The sequence below is a fragment of the Bacteroides cellulolyticus genome, assembly GCF_025567135.1.
Classification (GTDB): Bacteria; Bacteroidota; Bacteroidia; order Bacteroidales; family Bacteroidaceae; genus Phocaeicola; species Phocaeicola cellulolyticus.
This window is the reverse complement of record NZ_JAOQJJ010000022.1, coordinates 19,426-38,941: the sequence shown is the minus strand read 5'-3', so window position 1 is coordinate 38,941 and position 19,516 is coordinate 19,426. Positions and strand designations below refer to the sequence as shown.

At 37.1% G+C, this 19,516-nt stretch carries 10 protein-coding genes; 4 read left to right on the top strand and 6 right to left on the bottom strand.

Annotated features, from left to right (window positions below; genetic code table 11):
• Positions 1-110: 110 nt before the first annotated feature.
• From OCV82_RS13640 to OCV82_RS13630, 3 genes are all read right to left on the bottom strand, one after another.
• Positions 111-1,433: a C10 family peptidase gene (locus tag OCV82_RS13640; protein WP_154044910.1), complete on the bottom strand. Its 1,323-nt coding sequence runs from the start codon at positions 1,431-1,433 to the stop codon at positions 111-113.
• A 146-nt stretch (positions 1,434-1,579) separates the two neighbouring features.
• Positions 1,580-2,824, bottom strand: a complete 1,245-nt coding sequence (locus OCV82_RS13635; RefSeq protein WP_375338166.1) for a glycoside hydrolase family 88 protein — start codon at positions 2,822-2,824, stop codon at positions 1,580-1,582.
• Between the two features lie 28 nt (positions 2,825-2,852).
• A complete protein-coding gene (locus OCV82_RS13630; protein ID WP_154044909.1) occupies positions 2,853-4,757 on the bottom strand; it encodes a heparinase II/III domain-containing protein in 1,905 nt (634 codons plus the stop codon).
• A gap of 365 nt (positions 4,758-5,122) precedes the next feature.
• Between OCV82_RS13630 and OCV82_RS13625 the strand changes: the two genes are divergently transcribed.
• Both OCV82_RS13625 and OCV82_RS13620 read left to right on the top strand, forming a co-directional pair.
• Positions 5,123-8,329 carry a SusC/RagA family TonB-linked outer membrane protein gene (locus OCV82_RS13625; protein ID WP_154044908.1) on the top strand — a complete coding sequence of 1,069 codons (3,207 nt, stop codon included), beginning with the start codon at positions 5,123-5,125 and terminating at the stop codon, positions 8,327-8,329.
• A 34-nt stretch (positions 8,330-8,363) separates the two neighbouring features.
• Positions 8,364-10,166, top strand: a complete 1,803-nt coding sequence (locus OCV82_RS13620; protein WP_154044907.1) for a RagB/SusD family nutrient uptake outer membrane protein — start codon at positions 8,364-8,366, stop codon at positions 10,164-10,166.
• Positions 10,167-10,207: 41 nt separating this feature from the next.
• Here OCV82_RS13620 and OCV82_RS13615 read toward each other — a convergent pair whose 3' ends face one another.
• Together OCV82_RS13615 and OCV82_RS13610 are read right to left on the bottom strand one after the other, a co-directional pair.
• A complete protein-coding gene (locus tag OCV82_RS13615; RefSeq protein WP_262543731.1) occupies positions 10,208-13,696 on the bottom strand; it encodes a hybrid sensor histidine kinase/response regulator transcription factor in 3,489 nt (1,162 codons plus the stop codon).
• A 97-nt stretch (positions 13,697-13,793) separates the two neighbouring features.
• Positions 13,794-14,216 carry a two-component regulator propeller domain-containing protein gene (locus OCV82_RS13610; RefSeq protein WP_262543729.1) on the bottom strand — a complete coding sequence of 141 codons (423 nt, stop codon included), beginning with the start codon at positions 14,214-14,216 and terminating at the stop codon, positions 13,794-13,796.
• Positions 14,217-14,418: 202 nt separating this feature from the next.
• Here OCV82_RS13610 and OCV82_RS13605 point away from each other — a divergent pair, with 202 nt between their 5' ends.
• Together OCV82_RS13605 and OCV82_RS13600 are read left to right on the top strand one after the other, a co-directional pair.
• Positions 14,419-14,622: a hypothetical protein gene (locus OCV82_RS13605; RefSeq protein WP_154044906.1), complete on the top strand. Its 204-nt coding sequence runs from the start codon at positions 14,419-14,421 to the stop codon at positions 14,620-14,622.
• Positions 14,619-16,550 (top strand): heparinase II/III domain-containing protein, encoded by a 1,932-nt coding sequence (locus OCV82_RS13600; RefSeq protein WP_154044905.1) that lies wholly within the window; start codon positions 14,619-14,621, stop codon positions 16,548-16,550. The genes OCV82_RS13605 and OCV82_RS13600 overlap by 4 nt, the downstream gene beginning before the upstream one ends.
• A gap of 83 nt (positions 16,551-16,633) precedes the next feature.
• On the opposite strand, the gene OCV82_RS13595 is transcribed toward OCV82_RS13600, so the two are convergent.
• A complete protein-coding gene (locus OCV82_RS13595; protein WP_154044904.1) occupies positions 16,634-19,459 on the bottom strand; it encodes a beta-glucosidase in 2,826 nt (941 codons plus the stop codon).
• Positions 19,460-19,516 lie beyond the last annotated feature (57 nt).

The following is a 19,516-nucleotide window of genomic DNA, read 5'->3' as shown; positions in this document are numbered from 1 at the left end:
CTTCTGCCATAACTGATACATTTAGGGTTACACTATACAAAGGTAACTTCAGCTTGACTATTTACATTCTCTTTGGCGTGATTTTTTTATCTCATGGGAATTTCATACATTTAATTTCGTGGTTTCACATTTATAAGTCTTAAATTAATAGAATAATCAAAAGCATTTGATTTTGAGAAAACCTCATTTTTATACCAACCATCGCTTGAGCCTCCCCAACCCCAATTACAATGAACATAAAGAGGACCAAAATTCTCTTGTTTTTCTACATATATTCGCCAAATATCATAACCATCATCCTTTTCATACTTGTCATAAGTTATATAATGAGAAATCATTTCACTATCAACAACCCATGCATGTCCTTCTCCATCTATCCTATCTGTACCACGGACATATGCTGGATATCTCATTTTATTAGAATCATAATCCATTAAATCAGCCACATATCCATTATTATTTAAAAAGTCTCTAATTTTTTCAGCAGAAATACCTGTTCCACCAATAGTAACATCTTTATTTGGAATATTATTGAAAATTGAAAGAATACAATCCTGCAATTCTTCATCATAACATTGTGATGTTTGTGTAAAATTTATCCAATCTGATGTTGTTACAGTTCCATAGTTAACTTTATGATATGCCATAATCTGTAACATAGCAACAATTGCACAACCTACATAAGCTCTTTTATCATTCGATACATATGGTAGTTTGTTATTATATGGATAAGTTTGTGACCATTTTGTAGTCAAAATAATTCCATGCTGAGACTCTGAACCTTGAGTTTCTTCTCCCATATATACAAAATCCGGATCTGGTATAAAGCCATATTGGGCATAATAATAATGAACACATCCATCATCTATCCAATTAATTCTACTTTTAGGTATACGTGAAACAACAGCATTGTACAATGAATCAGTATTAAAATTATTTATTTTATTTTTTATGTAATGAGGTAATCTATTACAAAACAATTTTAAGCCCTCATTGTAAACTGTATCATTCAAAGAACCTGATTCAGAAAAAGCAAAAACCTCTTCTACTCGTCTGTCTGCAGATACTATAGAGAAGCCTTCATTACCTTCTGAGCCAAATTCTACTACATAGTATCCTGTTTTTTCTTCAGAATTTCTCGTTTGAATACCAGGTAAGCTTACTTTCTTACATGAATTGACTACTAAAGATTTGTTTTTATTCATAAATCTATCACGAACTAAAGCAATAGCTTCTTTTTCTGAAATTTCAGAACTTCCTATTTTTTTAATTTTTACAGCATTTGCTTCATTAACAGACATCTTAACCATTAATGTTTTTTCTTTGACTTTAGTAGGAGCATTTTCTATGTATTCATCACTAGCGCATGAATAAGAGAACAATAACATTGTCATTAAAGACAAATTAATGATTTTTTTAAGTACATGTTTCATAGTTATTTTTTTGTGGTTAAACAATAGCACTCCAAATATAAGATATTTTTTAATAAAAAACAATTAAATTACCAAAAATCCCGCCATTGACTAAATTTATGTCAATGACGGGATTATTTCCAACTCACTTTAATTATTATCAGCTTTTATTCTTTTTCAGATAGAGATTTACCTACCTTTTCCAAGTCCATTTTCCGTTTTAAAGCCTCCAGATAGTAATAATCGGCATAATTCAGTGGAACATCAATTTCACTGTTGTGAGGTATGCTTCCCACTGAATGCATAAGTACGAAGCGTCCGTTCTCTCCCAATTTTGCTGTATAGTTCTCTGAAGAAAGACTCTTCATTATTTTATCGGCATATCCCCTATAGTCGAACTGATTATCGTATGTACTCAATTCATAAAGCGCAGAAGCAATAACAGAAGCTGAAGATGCATCTCTTGGCTCGTTTGGAATATTCGGCGCATCCATATCCCAGTAAGGAACAAGGTCTTCAGGCATCCTAGGATGATCTTTCATAAAATTGAATGTCTTTATAGCCTGTTCCAGATATTTCTTGTCGCCTGTATATCTGTAGCACATTGTATATCCATAAATAGCCCAAGCCTGTCCTCGCGACCAAGCGGATTCATGAGAATATCCCTGAGCCGTGTGGCGATGTCTTACGCTGCCATCAGAAATACTGTAATCAATCACGTGATAGCAGCTTCCATCAGGACGGAACTGCTCCTTCATTGTCCTGTCGGCATGCGAAACAGCTACCTTATAGAAAGTAGAATCGCCAGACAATTCTGTTGCCTCAAACAGAAGCTCAAGATTCATCATATTATCTATTATAACCGGACATTCCCATCCTCTCTGTGCCTGCCAACTGTTTCCTGTCACATTCCAGCTCTGTATGGTTCCGGGTTTTTCTCTGAAACGTGTACATAATGATTTGGCTGCTTCAATCATCACATCTTTATATCCGTTTTTTCCGGAAAGTCTGAGTCCGTTTCCATAACTGCAGTTAATTATAAAGCCAATGTCATGATGCCATGTAAGATTCTTTGCCTCATCCAATGCCTCGGTATATTTCTGTGCCAGAGGAAGAAGAGTATTGTCGCCTGTCAGTTCATAAAGATACCACACACTTCCCGGAAAAAATCCGCTTCTCCAGTCTGCATATCCACAATAATATACTTCTCCGTTTTTTTTCAATGTCACAGGATTCAATATTTTACCACTTGCCTCAATCGTATCAATCTCAAGTTTAATCTGATTATAGGCATTCTCTACCGACTGCTCCGACCATGTTTTTTCCACTCTTTCAGGTTTATCCGTACAACCTCCAATGGTACAAGCCACGGCCATCACACAAGAACTCAATAAAAAACTAAATTTTTTCATAACCCACGAATAAATTTAAAGTTTATACTTAATAAATAATTTTAAAAATGTAACTGTCCTTTATCTTTTTATCTTTTGCTATAAATGAAAGTCTGTAAATCTCGTCTCCCCATACGTTGCTTAGTTTTTTATCAGTAAGCTTGACAGATTCTTTTTTCACATCGAACTTTCTATTGTCATATTTAACCTGAGCCTTTACTCCATTCACTGATATTTCCACTTTTCCGTCTTTTATAACCACATCACCCCATGTCAGGAAGTTAATAATGTTTTCCGATTTAACCTCATCTAGTTCGAAGCGGTCGTTTACAGTCAGCTCACCGGATTTCATCTCGTACGACCTGATCCATGTTTTCACACCTGCCTCTTCAGGATAAGCGGTTGCAATATTTGCAGAGAATCCTTTTCGGGAAGCCTTCACATCCGTAGCCTTATATTTGCGGCCGTTTTTCTGAGGTATGCCATTAATAATAGGAAGATTATGATAATTACTCTGCATAGTCCATATTGTATATCTCTCGCTGCTGAATGTCTGTCGTGTATATGTTCCTACACCTGCATCAATCATAATCGGCATATCGTTTACCCATAAAGAGAAACTTCCGGCATCATTATGATTATGACTCTCATCGTTATATCCACCCTTTGCAGCCAGAAAAGCCTTGTTGTTTCTTACATAATAGAATTCAGTTTCAGGATACCATGTATAACGGTCGCCTGTATATTCCTGTTGATATTCAGACAAATCCTTGTTTATAATAAAAGACTCAAATATTCTGAACAAATCACGCCCGGCAAAAGAAATCTTGCGGCCATTATTCAACATGGCAGCAAACTGTTTCATCAGATCACTGTCAACAGCCTTTCCGTATCTGAAAATAAGAAAAGGATCTCCACCTCCTTTGGCAGAGGCATCTGCAAAGTTAACAACCCAACCATTTCCTACATAGCTCCTGGCTATATATTCACCCATGGCCTTGATTTGAGGATTATCAAAAATTGAAACTTTTCCCCCGGTAATCCAATCAAGCAGAACAAGATAATCAAGGCATTTGCCAGGAGCATGTCCCCAATAGGACGGTCCTTCTTCACAAGCTCCGTCGGAATGAACATAATTCAGGAACTTATCAACAGACTGCATGCTGCGATAAACAGCTTTTGAAAGTCTGTCCGGATCATTTTCAAGCAACATAAACGTCATAAGACAATTGCTGTTGCACCATGGATTCCAGTTATTGAGCATTTGTCCATTATAGTTCACGGCCATCCACCAGAAACTGTCATTCTCAAGATAAGGTTTCATGATTCTTTCATCCAACTCATTATATAATCTACGGGATATTTCAGGATCAACCTTATCGAATTCATCATGCATAAAATAATATACCCACGATAGAAGACCTCCCAAATCTCCTGCTGTCAGATCAATCAGCGGATAAGTAGGAGTAGGCAAAGCACGATGAGTGGGTTGAGTAATCAGATGAGCAGACAATGCCCATGATGTCATCTCGCAAGTATGAAACACACCGTTTATCAGCTGATCCACAAATCGGCCTTTTCCTTCTGCTAGTTCGGCAAGCATCAGTTTTACTATAGCCTGATTATTATCATTAAAAGGACGCTCCATAACCACTCTGTTCCCACTTCTCTCAAATTCCAGATAATCTGTAGCCCTCACAACCTTCCAAGTATAATCCAAAAGAGCTTCACCATTCTTTATTATCTCATCTTTATATTCTCCTAAAAAACGGTTCCACCCCTCACGGTCGTTATAGGAAGGATAAGTAACCCATTTCTGGTTCAGGACAAGACAATTTGCAAGATTTTCCTGCGATACTACATTCTGGAGATAATTTCTTTCTGTATAGGCTGCTACATTAATACATGAAAGAAAAAACAATACGATTAAAGAAAAAATACTTTTTGTTTTCATTATATTAGTTGTTTATAATTAACAATGCAATATTATATTTTTATAATAAAACCGAATAGCAATATTGTACATTGTAAGTGTATAAATTGTATAAATGTTAATCATTAATATCTTAAGAGAACTTTAAAACACAATAATTCTTTATTTTCTATAGTTTTTGACATGAGAAGTAATCACCCTTGAAACTAACACTCTATATATCAATAAATTATGCTTAAAAGAGTGAAATAAAACAATCAATATAAAAATCTTCCAAAGACATTTTCGGACAATTTTTATATATTTATCGGACAATTTTTATAACAATATTCACAAAAAGCAACAATCTTTGCGAAGTATTGATTTATAAACTTAAACTTATACTTATGGAAAGTGCTAAGAATTATTCAAGCTCCATGGTTAGATTTTTAGCAGGAGCGTCTTTAGCTTTTTTTGCATCAGGCATGGTTGTAGCAGCAAATGAATCATCTTCACCTCATGCCGATGCTATAGAAAGTATCTTACAACAAAAAACTATTAATGGTAAAGTTCTCGATGCAACAGGCGAACCAATTATCGGTGCAAACGTATTGGTTAAGGGAACTACAAATGGAACAATTACCGACATAGACGGAAACTTTACATTAAATGTTCCAACAGAGTGTGTACTTCAGATTTCCTACATTGGTTTCAACACTCAGGAAATTAAGGTTACTTCTACTACAAACGATATAACTGTTAACCTTAAAGAAGACTCTAAGACTTTGGAAGAAGTTGTTGTTGTAGGATACGGTACACAAAAGAAGGTGAACTTGTCAGGATCTCTTTCTACTATTAATGTAAGCGAGCTGACAGAAAGCCGTCCTATCACTAACGTATCACATGCACTTGCGGGTCTTGCAGCCGGAGTTAACGTACAGATGTCCAGCAATCAGCCTGGTAATGATAATGCATCTATCAAGGTGCGTGGTCAAGGTACACTTAATGATTCATCCCCTCTTGTTATCATTGATGGAGCAGAAGCCGGTATAAACACAGTCAATCCACAGGATATTGAATCAATGACTGTCCTGAAAGATGCCGCTTCTTCTGCAATCTACGGTTCCCGTGCAGCAAACGGTGTCATCTTGATTACTACAAAACAGGGTAAATCAGGTAAAGTCAAACTTGATTACAACGGATACGTGTCATTTACATCTCCTTCTATTCCTGGTTCTATGGATCCTGTATCAAATTATGCGGACTACATGGAATATATCAATGAAGGATACAGAAATTCAAAAATGAATGAAAAGTTCTCTTCCGGTGTAATTCAGGAATGGAGAGACAATGAAGGAAAAGACCCTTTGCGCTATCCTAACTCAAACTTCATGGATGATACATTCAAGAATTCTGTATCTCACAATCATGTGATCTCTATGAGCGGAGGTAGTGAGAAAGTTAAATTCTATTCTTCTTTCGGATATGAAAACAATCCTGGAGTAATGGATAACACAGGATTTGAAAAATATAGCGGACGACTCAATGTTACAGCTGACGTCAGATCTTGGCTGACATTAGGAGCTTACATAAACGGATATGTTTCAAACATGGATCCGGCCGCAAAATATACTAGCAGTGGTACAGCTGTAGATGATGTATTTACTTATGCATCGGCTACAACACCGGGTATGGTGTTCCGTGCTCCAGACGGAAGATACGGTGCAATGAACAACCCTGAAGATGATGCACAGAGTGCCGTAAATAATCCTCTTGTACGTCTCAACCGAGTTGCTGGTAACATTGCAAAGCACAACTTAAGAACACGTTTTGTAGGTACAATAAAGCCATTCGAAGGATTCAGCATCACAGGTTCTTATTCATACGAATTCGTTGATGAAGAAAGAAAACGCAAACCTGTAATTTTGGAACAGTGGAACTTCAGAGACGATGTTATAACACGTACTACAGAAGGCAAATCAAGCATCATGAATTACGACGGTAAAACACAGCGCTATTTCAATGATGTTGTAGCCAGATATGAAAACCGTTTTGTGAATGACCAGTTAGGACTGAATGCCATGATTGGTGCCAGCCAGGAAAAATACTACTCTCACAACTTCCAGGCAAGTAAATATGACCTTATTGACTACAGTCTGTGGGTGATAAACGGAGCTACAGGAGATGCAAGCGCATCAGGTTCAAGCAGCGAATGGGCTATGCGTTCTTTCTTCGGACGTGTAAACCTTGACTGGAATAACAAATATCTGCTCGAATTAAACCTTCGTGCCGACCAGTCTTCACGATTCCTCTCTAATAAGAGAACAGGTTACTTCCCTTCAGGTTCATTTGCATGGAGAATTGACCAGGAAGAATTCATGAAAGATGCAATGGACAAAGGACTCAGCAACTTGAAGCTCAGAGTTTCTTACGGTTCATTAGGTAACAACTCTGTAGGAAACTATGACGCACTTGCTACATACGCTATCAAAGACAGTAACTATGCATTGAACAATCTGTTGGTTCAGGGTCTTATACAGACAAGACTTGCCAATCCGAACCTTACTTGGGAATCAACTTATATGACAAACGTTGGTCTTGACTTCGGATTCTTCAACAACAGATTTACAGGAACTGTTGACTATTTCCACAAACGCACTAAGGATATCCTTATCAACCTTCCGGCTCCTTTGGTACACGGATCTGCAGATATTCCAAAGCAGAACAGTGCAATCGTAACCAACCAGGGTGTGGAATTTACTTTAGGATGGCAGGACAAGGTAGGTGATTTCTCATACGGAATCAACGGTAACTTTACATATGTGAAGAATATTGTAAACAAGTTTAAAGGAAAAGACAAAGGTGGTATGAGCATTAGTGGAGCAAATGTAATCTGGGAAGGACATTCCATTAATTCACAATACCTTTTGAGAGTAGACCGTATTATCCAGACTGATGAAGATTTGGCATTAGTACAGCAAATCATTGACAATGCCAAACAGATATATGGTAATGACATTACTGATAATGAAATCTTCTCTTCAGGCAAGCCTGAAAAAGGTGACTTCCTGTACAAGGATACTAACGGCGACGGTTTGATAAATCTGGATGATAGAGAAATAGTAAGCGACGGTCCTAACCCTAAGTTCCAGTTCGGTCTTAACATGAATGCCTCTTACAAAGGATTTGATTTCTCAATTCTCTTCCAGGGTCAGGCAGGAGCCAAGACTTACTGGCAGCATGATTTGGCAAACACAGCTTCTGTACGCTATGGTTATCAAATGAATAAAGAAGTGGTTGAAGGACGCTGGTACGAAGGAAGAACTGATGCCACTTATCCTAGACTTCTTGAATATTCTAATACAAAGAACAAACAGATGAGTGATTTCTATCTGCAAGATCTTTCATTCCTGAAAATACGTAACATACAGTTAGGATACACTTTGCCTAAATCAATCGTAGAGAAAACTTCTCTTGAACGTATCCGTGTTTACGGAAGTATGGAGAATTTCTTCACATTTACTTCCTTTAGAGGATTTGATCCTGAATTGGGAGGAACTTTGGGATATCCGGCCATGAAAAATGTGGTAGTAGGTATTAATGTATCTTTCTAACATAGTATTTTATAACCAATTATGATTTATCATTATGAAAAAATATAAATTAATTGCAGTTTTGGCTGCTTCGTTGACATTCACAACAGGATGTTATGATTTGGATGTTTATCCTGAAGATCAATTAAGTTCCGGTACATTCTTCCAGAGCCAGAAACATGCCGATCAGGCTATGATGGGTGTGTATGCCCTGATGAAAGACGACGATGTATTTGGCAGACAGTTTGGTTTTGATTGCCTTGGAGGTGTTGGTAGCGGTTACGACCCTGCTTCATACGCAACTATCGCCAGAGGTACATATACAAGCACAGAAGGTTTTGTAAACAATAAATTCCAGAAACTTTATGAGGGAATCGCACGTGCCAACATCGTTTTGCAGAATATAGACAATTGTAATATGACACCAGAGCTGACAAGTCAGTATAAGGCTGAAGCAAAGTTCATGCGTGCATTATATTACTTTACTCTTATGGATTTCTGGGGTGGAGTTCCTATCTACGATGAAACAACTGTCGTTGCAAACGATTTCATGAATATGCTCAAGCCAAAGAGTGATATTGAAACTGTAAGAAAATTCATATTGGAAGACCTTGAAGAGGGTATAAAGTACTTGCCTTTGGAATGGGACGACGTAAATAAAGGAAGAGCTACTTCAGGAGCCGCACTTGCACTTAAAGGAAAAGTACTTCTTTATGCGAAAAGATATGATGAAGCAAAAACTTGTTTCAATGAATTGATTGGTGAAACACCTGACTCAAAATATATAGGAAAGTATAAACTGTATGAAGAAGGTGAAGATCCATTTGCAAACCTTTTCAAACCCGGTGGTGATGAAAGTAGCGAAATGATTTTTGCAATACAGAATATTGGTGGTATTGGACAGGATTTCGGTATGCCAACCACATTCTATATGGGTACAAGAGCCGCATTCGGAAGCTGCTGGAACAATGTAATGGCTTCTGTAAATCTGGTAGACTCGTATGAATGGAAAAACGGTTCAAAATTCAGCTGGACTGATCCCGAAGCTGAATACGGATGGAGCGGATTCCCAACATACAATGATGTTAACAACAATACTTACCCTATGAGGGAGGAAATATTCTATTCAACACTTACCAGTGACTACAAGAAAATTGATCAGTACACTCCACACAGACAGGAATTGCTGAACATGTATGAAAACCGCGACCCTAGAATGGCTGCAACGGTAATACTACCTTACACTCATTTTAAAGGTTGGGTAAGCAACAAGGCTAAAGATACTGAATTCGTAATGACTAAGAAAACCGGTATCTGTAATGAGACAAACGGATTCATCCGTGTAAACGGAAACTATGAGTACTATCCATTCCGTAAGTTTGTTGCCGAAAACGATATGGACGGAGCTATAAACAACCGTGCCGATACTCCTATCAACTTCCCACTTATCCGTCTGGCAGATGTGTATCTGATGTTGGCCGAATGTTATATTTTCTCAGAGTCAGGATTTGACAAAGACAATGCTGTGAAATATATCAATATGGTACGCGCAAGAAAAGGTGTAGAAATGCCTGGTATCAACAGCGGTAATCCTGATTTGGCTGCCAATACACAGGAAGAAGTATTCGCTCGCCTGCGTCACGAACGTGCAGTAGAATTGGCGGCAGAAGGTCATAGCTTCAGCGATATGAAGAGATGGAAACTTCTTGAGACTCTGGCAGGTCCTGTATATGGTATTGCTGCTTACAAAGCTTATTACACACGTGTAGTTGCAGAAAGAGATTATCTGTGGCCATTCCCACAATCAGAATGTGAAAAGAATCCTGATCTTGCAGCCGGACAGAATCCTGGATGGTAATAGCATATTAAATAAAAAAAGCGCCTATCAAGGTGCTTTTTTTATTTTTCGTTATTTGTCGAATTTTTCCGATAAACTTGTGGAGTAACTCCATACTGATTTTTGAAACATCTGCTGAAATAAACCGGCGAACTGAAACCACATTTATCACCTATTTCAGCTACAGGCAAATCCGGATATTTAAGAAGCATTGCGGCAGCATACTTCAATCTGTAATTCAATATGAAATTATTTGGTGTCATACCAGTCAAAGCCTTAAATTTTGAGTAAAGAACCGAACGTCCGATACCTATCTCCTTACATAATTCCGGAACGTCGAATTCCGTATCATCTATATGTGCCTCAATAGCTTCGGAAGTCCTTTTAAGAATATCCTGATCAAGTAAATTTATACTTGTAAGATCTACTTCAGTTATCGGTTTCTTACGTATCTGATTATGAATCAACAATCTGTTCCTAACAAGACTATTGGCTCTAGCTAGAAGGATATTTGAATTAAACGGCTTCGATATATAATCGTCGGCCCCTCTGTTAAGTCCCTCAATATTCTGTTCTACAGTGTTTAATGCAGTAAGAAGTATAACTGGAATATGACATAAATCAATATTATTCTTTATTCTCATACACATCTCTGTGCCCGACATCTCCGGCATCATTATATCTGAAACGATAAGATCCGGTTTATATTCGTTAGCCTTATCCAATCCCTCTTTGCCATTGACAGCTGTTATAACAAAATAAAATGGAGAAAACAGATTATCAAGAACCTTAAGCAACTCAGCATTGTCTTCTACAATCAGTACACTATATTTTTTCTCTTCATTATTTTCTTCCAGAAGTGAATTATCATCAGGTCTGCTTATCTCAGTATCAACCTCCATATCAACATAATTCTTTATTTCACCCAGGTTTTCCCTATTCTCCTCTATAAAGTGCACGTGCGGGTCATTAACATATTCTGAATCACCTAATGGAAGTCTCACCGTAAATATACTACCTTCACCTAATTTACTGTCCAACAGGATTTTACCATGATGTTTTTCAACAATACTTTTTGTAAATGCTAGTCCTATACCAGTACCTGTTGATGTGTAATCATCATTCTTGTCTTCAATCTGGTAAAAACGTTCGAAAATACGCGTAGAATCTTCGGCAGATATACCTTTTCCTGTATCACGTATGGAAATATCCACACTATCTCCAGACGATGTGATGTTTATTTCCACACACCCTTCTTCTGTGTACTTAAGTGCATTCGAAAGCAAATTGAAAAAAACCTTTTCCAATAAACTTGAATCAAACCAGCACAATAAATTCTCTACTTCCGAATGGAATTCATACTTTAATCCTTTACGTCCGGCAAAATCACTAAAAACAGAAAATATATCCTTTACGAAAGAGCAAATATCCCTTTGCACCAAATGTAAGGTATATTTATTCTGTGTAAACTTCCTGAAATCCAACAGGTCAGATATCAGACTATACATGTATTGCGCGTTCTGTTTTAATTTCAATACCTTGTTATAAACAACCGGTTGTAGATTAGGAATCTGCAATAAAGTATCTATATGACTTATTATCAGTGTTAATGGGGTACGGAATTCATGGCTGACATTCGTAAAGAATACAAGTTTCTCATGATTCAACTGTTCGATATGATGTTTTTCAAATCTTTCTTTCTCAAGTGAATACGCAAGATTCTTCTTCTCATTCTTATAGCGTACAATTAACCACGTTATACTCGTAAATGTAATCAAATATAATACCCATGCATACCAGGTGTTATACCATGGAGATTGAATATTGATATCAAGTCTGGCTACATTCTTTCCATTTTCACCTCCAGTACGTACACACAATACATACTTTCCAGGAGTAAGATTTGTATAACGAACAAAAGGAACTGCCGTGGAAGTCCAGGCATCATCGAATCCCTCAAGTTTATATTCATAAATCTGCTGTACATGCCTATCAATATAATCGGAACTTGCAAACTCAATTATAAGATTATTTTCCGATGCAGACAATTTTAATTCGTGAGTAAAAGCCAATATCTTGCTTAATATACCTCCATTCTCCGAAGGATGAATAAGATTGTTATTCACGTAAATACCGGAAAAATATATCGGTTGCTGCTGTTGCATTGGAGTCAGAAAGTCCGATTCCTCCACTCGTGTAATACCTTTCGTATCTCCTACATAAATGACATTATTGGGTGCAACACAAATTCCGCATCCCCATATAATAGGTGCTTTCAGATAATTCTGTTTTATAGTGGAAAATGTTTTTCCGGTTGTATCAAACATAGTTATCCCTTTATCACCAGTAATCATTAGTTTCCCATTTGATGTTAACTGTGACACATAGCAATAATTACTAGGAAGATTACTATTATCCTTAGTATAAGTTTCAAGTCTTTTTGTTGATATGTCATATACCAGTAAACCGCTTCCGAGCGTAGAAATGTACAGTCGGTTCTGTGCAGACAATATATGTGATATTTCTCCCTGAATATGAAGTTCTATTATTTGCCGTTTATAAGGTTCGTTCAAGGATATAGCCATTATGTCATTTCCTTTTGTAGCATAAAAAACATCATTCTCATCAATATCAAAAGTCAAAGTTTCTTCAAAAAAATCAGGATATTTTTTAAATACATTCTGTTTTGTATCAAGAAAAAAAATTCCTTCTCTTGAAGAAATGACTATTCCATTTTTCCAGTTTTCTATGTGATGTATAATCTCACCAGGATTATCCAATGATGATTTATTATCAGTCATATAATTATAAAATACACCTTTATTGATATCATATCGTGACAGACCACCAAGATGTGTACCTATATAAAGCATATTATTGGACTCATCATAACACAGACTCTTAATATTATTATGAGGAATTCCATGCGAGGATGATTGCGAAGTAAACTGTTTTACTATTTTCCAATTTCTATCTATACAGCTTATTCCACCACCATCTGTACTTATCCACAAATTGTCGTTTTTATCAATTACCATTTCGCCTATATAGGAATAATATAGACCTGACAATTCTTTTGCCTGATAATCATAATGTATTACGCTGTTTTTTGTTGGATTAAAATAGTTTACTCCTCCAAAATAACTGCCAGCCCATATTGTTCCCTGGCGGTCTTTATAAAGAGAAAATATTGACGGATGATTCAATCCACCTACATATTGAGGAATATTCACCGCAGAATAAATTTTATTTTTTGCATCATATTTCTGAAGTCCCATAAAAGTTCCAAACCATACATTCCCATCGTCATCTTCCACAAATTCACGAATCTGAGGATCAATGATTCCGTTTACTCCATTCGGACACAACGGAACCTTCTCCAGATTATCATTACTTAATCTATAAAGTCCTTTCATTCTGGTTCCAATCCAAAAATCATGTCTCGAATCTTCAAAAATTCTATATATATCTTCTCCATCAAGAATACATTGTTCCTCCCAAACAGCTTTAACAGGTGATATTATTACGCCATTGGTTGTTCCTATATACATATTTTCCTTATTTATATCAATCACATTGATATGTGTATCCTCCGGTAAAATCTTAAAGATTGATTTCTTTTTACTCAGAAGATTATATAAGAAAAGATTATTTTTTTGTGCAAATAGAATATTCCGTAATTGCTGTCACATCTCCTTCAGCATCAATCCTGCTGAACAAGTCCGACTCCACATCATAAGAATATAAGAAGAAATCTGAAATAAAAAATATCTTGCTTCTATCAGAAAGATTATCCGATACTATATATGACACACTATTACCTATCCATAACTTTCCATTTTCACCATTATCCACTTCGCCTTTATATGATGTTATTCTACCACCATCATATACATTCAACCCCTCTCTCGTTCCAAACCACATTCTTCCTAATGTATCTTGACCTATTGCCATAACCGAAGGCTGGGACAAACCGTTATTGACATCAAGATTATGAAAATATTGTGCATTCAGTTTAAGTGACACAATTGCAAGGAATATAAATACAATCAAATACACTTTCCTAATCATAGTAAGAATATAATCTAAACTTTTTCTAATCAACATACTTTATATAATACACTCACAGAGTTTAAAGTTATAGAAATTTATTGTCTAAGTAATAGTTTTTGAGAAAGAATTTGTATTAGAAATGTAAAAATCTCCTTTTATACCGAAAGTAAAATATATGTTTTTATATATCTTTGTAAAGAACAATAATCTTGAATCTTATATGAGAACCGTAAAACTGATAACATGTTATAAATTATTTCAGACAAGAGTGATAAAAGGTACACCTGAAAATGAAGGAATTACCATGCTATCTGAGTCTCCTCCGGGAACGGAACACTGGGAATATGTCTGTAAAGACTGTGGAAAAGCATTTGACAAACCTGTAGGAAAAATACTATCACTTAATTTTATGACTAATATATGAAAAAAATTATCTTTTCAATTATTTGTATTTTATGTTGTTCTTTCGGAATTAATGCGAAAGAAACTAACTTACTGGAAAACAGCCTCACTATTGAACAGCTGAAAACAGCATTACTGCCAACTGAACAGTGGATAAATTATCCTTCTTATAAGGACCGCTCGGAATGGGACAGACGTATTCCTTCCGATATTCGCGAGAACATTATCAAGGAAGGTGAAAAGGCCTTGTCATATCAATGGAAGCCTGATCTTGCGACAGACTATCTGGCTTATAAACGTAATGGACAAATTCTGACCGGCAGGAAAAACCAGATGACACTTAATACTCTTCTTTTAGCAGAATTGGTGGAAGGTAAAGGACGTTTCATAGACGCCATTATAAATGGTGCATGGTTTCTGTGTGAAGTTTCATGGGTACATTCTGCTCATGCCTATTTCCAGAAAGATCAGTCCGGACTTCCCGATCCTGAAGAACCTACAGTAGAACTTGTAGTTGCAGATATAGGAGCTCAAATGGCCTGGATATATTATTTTTTACATGAGGAATTGGATAAAGTCAGCCCTCTAATAGCCAAAAGAATAAAAAATACAGTTTATGAACGATTGATAAATCCTTATTACGCGCGCACTGATTATTGGTGGATGGGATTTACAGGAAGAGAAGTAAACAACTGGAATATCTGGATCAATTATAACATGCTGCAAGCTGTGTTGTTACTGGAAAATGATCCTTCTGACAAAGCAAAATATATTTTCCAGCTAATGCGTTCTGTTGATTATTATATTGATGTACAAAATCCAGACGGTGCATGCGAGGAAGGACCATCTTATTTCGGCCATGCAGGAGCTAATCTGATAAAGTTTCTTGATTTGCTGGATAGAGCAACCGGAGGTAAAGTAAATATATTCTCGAATGAGAAAATAAAGAATATAGGTAGCTATATACGCAGAGTAAATATAAACGACCAGTATTTTGTGAACTTTTCAGATGCAGCTGCCAGATGTTTTGTAAGTCCAGGAGCAGTATATTTGTATGGCAAAAGAATAAACGACAGACAGTTAATGGGATTTGCTTCCGATTTCGCACGTAATAATGACTGGAAAAACAAATTACACACAGGTAGCTTGTTTGCCAGGTTGCTGGATGATGTATTGGATGCCCAAGAAATTCTGGATGGTGAAGGCGCTTCTATTGAAGAACTCTCTTATTATTTTGAAGACAGTCAACTAGCAGTAGCAAGAGACTCACGCCAATCTGACAAAGGTTTCTATTTTGCCGCACATGGAAGCAATAATGGAGTACCTCACAATCATAATGACGTAGGTAGTTGTATGTTGTATTTTAATGGAAAGCCTGTTTTAATAGATGTTGGAGTGGGAGTTTATACCAAGAAAACATTTAGCAGCGAACGTTATTCAATATGGACTATGCAGTCAGGATATCACAATCTTCCTACAATAAATGGTTTAGACCAACATGATGGAAAACAATATCGTGCAAAAGATGTAAGATTTTCAGACAAAGGTAGGAATGTTTTTTTCAGTGCCGATATAGCTTCTGCATATCCTAAAGAAGCCGGAGTTTCCAGTTGGATCCGTTCTTATACTCTTAAACGCAATCGTGAATTTATAGTTTCTGACCAGTGGAAATTAGAAAAACTGAATGATAACTCACAGCAGATATTGAATTTCATGACTGTATGTACTCCGGAAGTGAAGAATGGATGTTTGTTATTAAAACATTCAGATTTCACACTAAAAATGAAATTTGATAACGATGTATTCAAGCCTACTGTAGAAACTATTCCTCTCAATGACAAGAATTTGACATCAAACTGGAAAATGACACATATTTATCGTATCAGATTAAATATAATAAAGCCTTCTATTACAGGAAAGACACAAGTTACAGTGAGTAAAGCCGATTGATACGCTAATGACTATATATAATAATAGCTGTTTAAACAGTGTTCAAATACTGTTTAAACAGCTATTTATTTATTTGATTATTATTATCTTACGATATTTACTTCAGCCACTCCCACACGGTCATCGTTAAGCAATATTCTCAGGTCGCTGGCTGTTGTTCCCTTAAATGTATAAGTTATCGGTTTACCATATTCGGTTACTGTTCCATTATAAACTGTTAGGAACTGTCCTCCACCACCTGAAAGCTGTATTTCGAATGTTGAAGGAAGATTATTCTCACGCACGAAAGTTATCGACACTTCATCCACCTTAGGATTTCCTTTCAGTGCAAATGTCAGATAATCACCCTTGTTTCCTTGCCAGTAAGTGGTGTTGTCACCATCCAAAACTTTCATCACATCTTCCGGATTTGTGCTTGCCGATACCGGTTTTTCTGATTTCTCGGCTTCCAAACGTGCGTTACGTATATGATAATCCTCTACATTAAGCACTACAGACTGTCTGATATCCTCGGATGATGCTCCTGCCATTACTACAAACTCTCCTGGTTCTACCACCCACTTCATATCTGCATCAAGAAGTTCAAGATGCTTTCTGTCGATAGTAAATTTCACTTCTTTTGTTTCTCCCGGCTGCAAATGAACACGTTCGAAACCGGCAAGATTCTTTTCGTACGTTGTGACACTGCTCACTACATCTCGTGTATATAACTGTACTACCTCATCTCCTGCCATGTTTCCGGTGTTTTTTACTTTCAGAGTTACTGTTGCAGTCTCTTTTGGAGTGATAACCTTAGGGCTTATCTGTATATCAGAATATTCGAAAGTAGTATAACTTAAACCATAACCGAATGGATAAAGCGGACCATTGATGCGTGACATATTTCCTTTGAGACCTGGATTTTTTCCTCCATCAACCTGCGAAGCAGGCTTTGCAGGGAAATTAAACGGTATCTGTCCTACAGTTTTAGGGAATGTTACAGTGAGCTTTCCACCCGGATTATAATCGCCAAACAATATATCAGCAACTGCTGTTCCACCTTTTGAACCAGGATACCATGCTTCAAGGATTGCAGGAACAAACCTGTCAGCCCAGTTCACAGATAGCGGACGACCGTTTATCAAAACAAGAACAACTGGTTTTCCGGTAGCTTGAACAGCCTGAAGTAACTGCAACTGACGTCCCGGAAGTTCAAGACTTGTACGCGACTTGTTCTCTCCGCATGTACGCTGTCCTCCTCCCAAAACAACTACAGCAACATCAGATTTCAATGCGTTTTCAACAGCTATGTCAATTTCCTTTTTCTCGTCTGCAGTAAGCGGATAGTCTATGATTTCACTCTCAGGCCAGTTTGCGTCAACAAGGTCGCAACCTTTAGTGTAAAGCACTTCGGCCTTTCCTGAAACTTTATCCTTTATACCCTCAAGTACTGTAGTAACATCCACTGCAAGAGGACCATAGTGTGTCAATGCATAACCTTCTTCGTTTGCATTAGGACCACAAACAGATATAGTCTTCACTTTATTTATATCCAAAGGAAGAGTATTATTATCGTTCTTCAGAAGTACAATACTTTCGCGGGATGCCTGAAGAGCCAGAGCTTCATGTTCAGGGTTTTCAACAACCTTGTCAGCTTCTGCCAATTGCATCTGGTAAGGCGAATCGAACAATCCAACTAGGAATTTTACTCTTAATATATCACGTACTCTGTTATTGATAGTCTCTTCGCTAATACCTCCTTCTTTTACAAGTTCTCTTAATGGTTTTACATACGATTCAGGAGAACGGAAAGTACATCTGACATTTAGTCCAGCCTCAACACTCTGACGCACGGCCTCTTTCATATCTTTTGCAGTCCCGTGTTTGGTATACAGATATTCCACAGCATCACTGTCCGAAACTACATATCCACGGAATCCCATTTCTCCACGCAAACGCTCTGTGAGCCAATAATAACTGCCTTGAACCGGAATACCGTCGTAATCATTATATGAGCTCATAACACCAAGCAAACCAGTTTCCTGAATCACTCTCTTGAAAGGATATACATGTATCATCTCTACTTCACGTGGCGGCATCTGAGGGTCAACTCGCGCCATACCTTCACGTGCTCCCTTGTTATTGCTGTAAGCTACAAAGTGTTTTGCTGTTGCTGCCACCTGATAGTCTTTTTGCATTCCTTTCACCATCTCTATACCTAGTTCGGCAACAAGATACGGTGACTCACCATAAACCTCTTCGTATCGTCCCCAACGCTGGTCACGACCTACATCAAGAATAGGTGCATAAACATTGGTATATCCCAACATGCGTGCCTCATATCCGGTTATTTCTCCTATACGGCGCACAAGATTTCTGTTCCATGTGTGTCCGATACCGAGTTGGGTAGGGAAGTTAGTAGCACGATAACTCTCCACTCCGCGGATACCTTCGTTAGTGAAATCAACAGGAATACCAAGTCTGGTTTCTTCTACAAAGAACCGTTGTACCTCGTTCAAAGCCCATGCGTGACGTGATGCCGGCCATACGTTAGGATTGTCCGATGGAGGAAGTCCCCACTGCTGAAAGCCATTAAGATGTTCGTCTATGGCACCTATACCATCTTTCCACAATGAATTTTTCCATTCTGGAGTAGGAAGGTCATCTTTTAGTACACGTTTGTAACCATAAAGAGTTACCATCTGACATGTTTTCTCTTCCATGGTCATCTGGCTCAGAAGGTCTTCAATACGACTGTCAAGTGGCGCAGAAGGATCTTCATAAACATCCTTTACACCATTCTTGTTGAAATCTATCCATCCTTTATGGTATATTTCCTTTTTTACAGGCTTATAAACGGAAGGAATTTTTTGAGCGGAAACCAATGTTCCACCAAAAGCTAAAAGTGATAATGTGATTAATAATTTCATATAAATGGTTTTGAATAAGGTTTGTACTTTGCACAAAGATAATTAATAATAGATTAT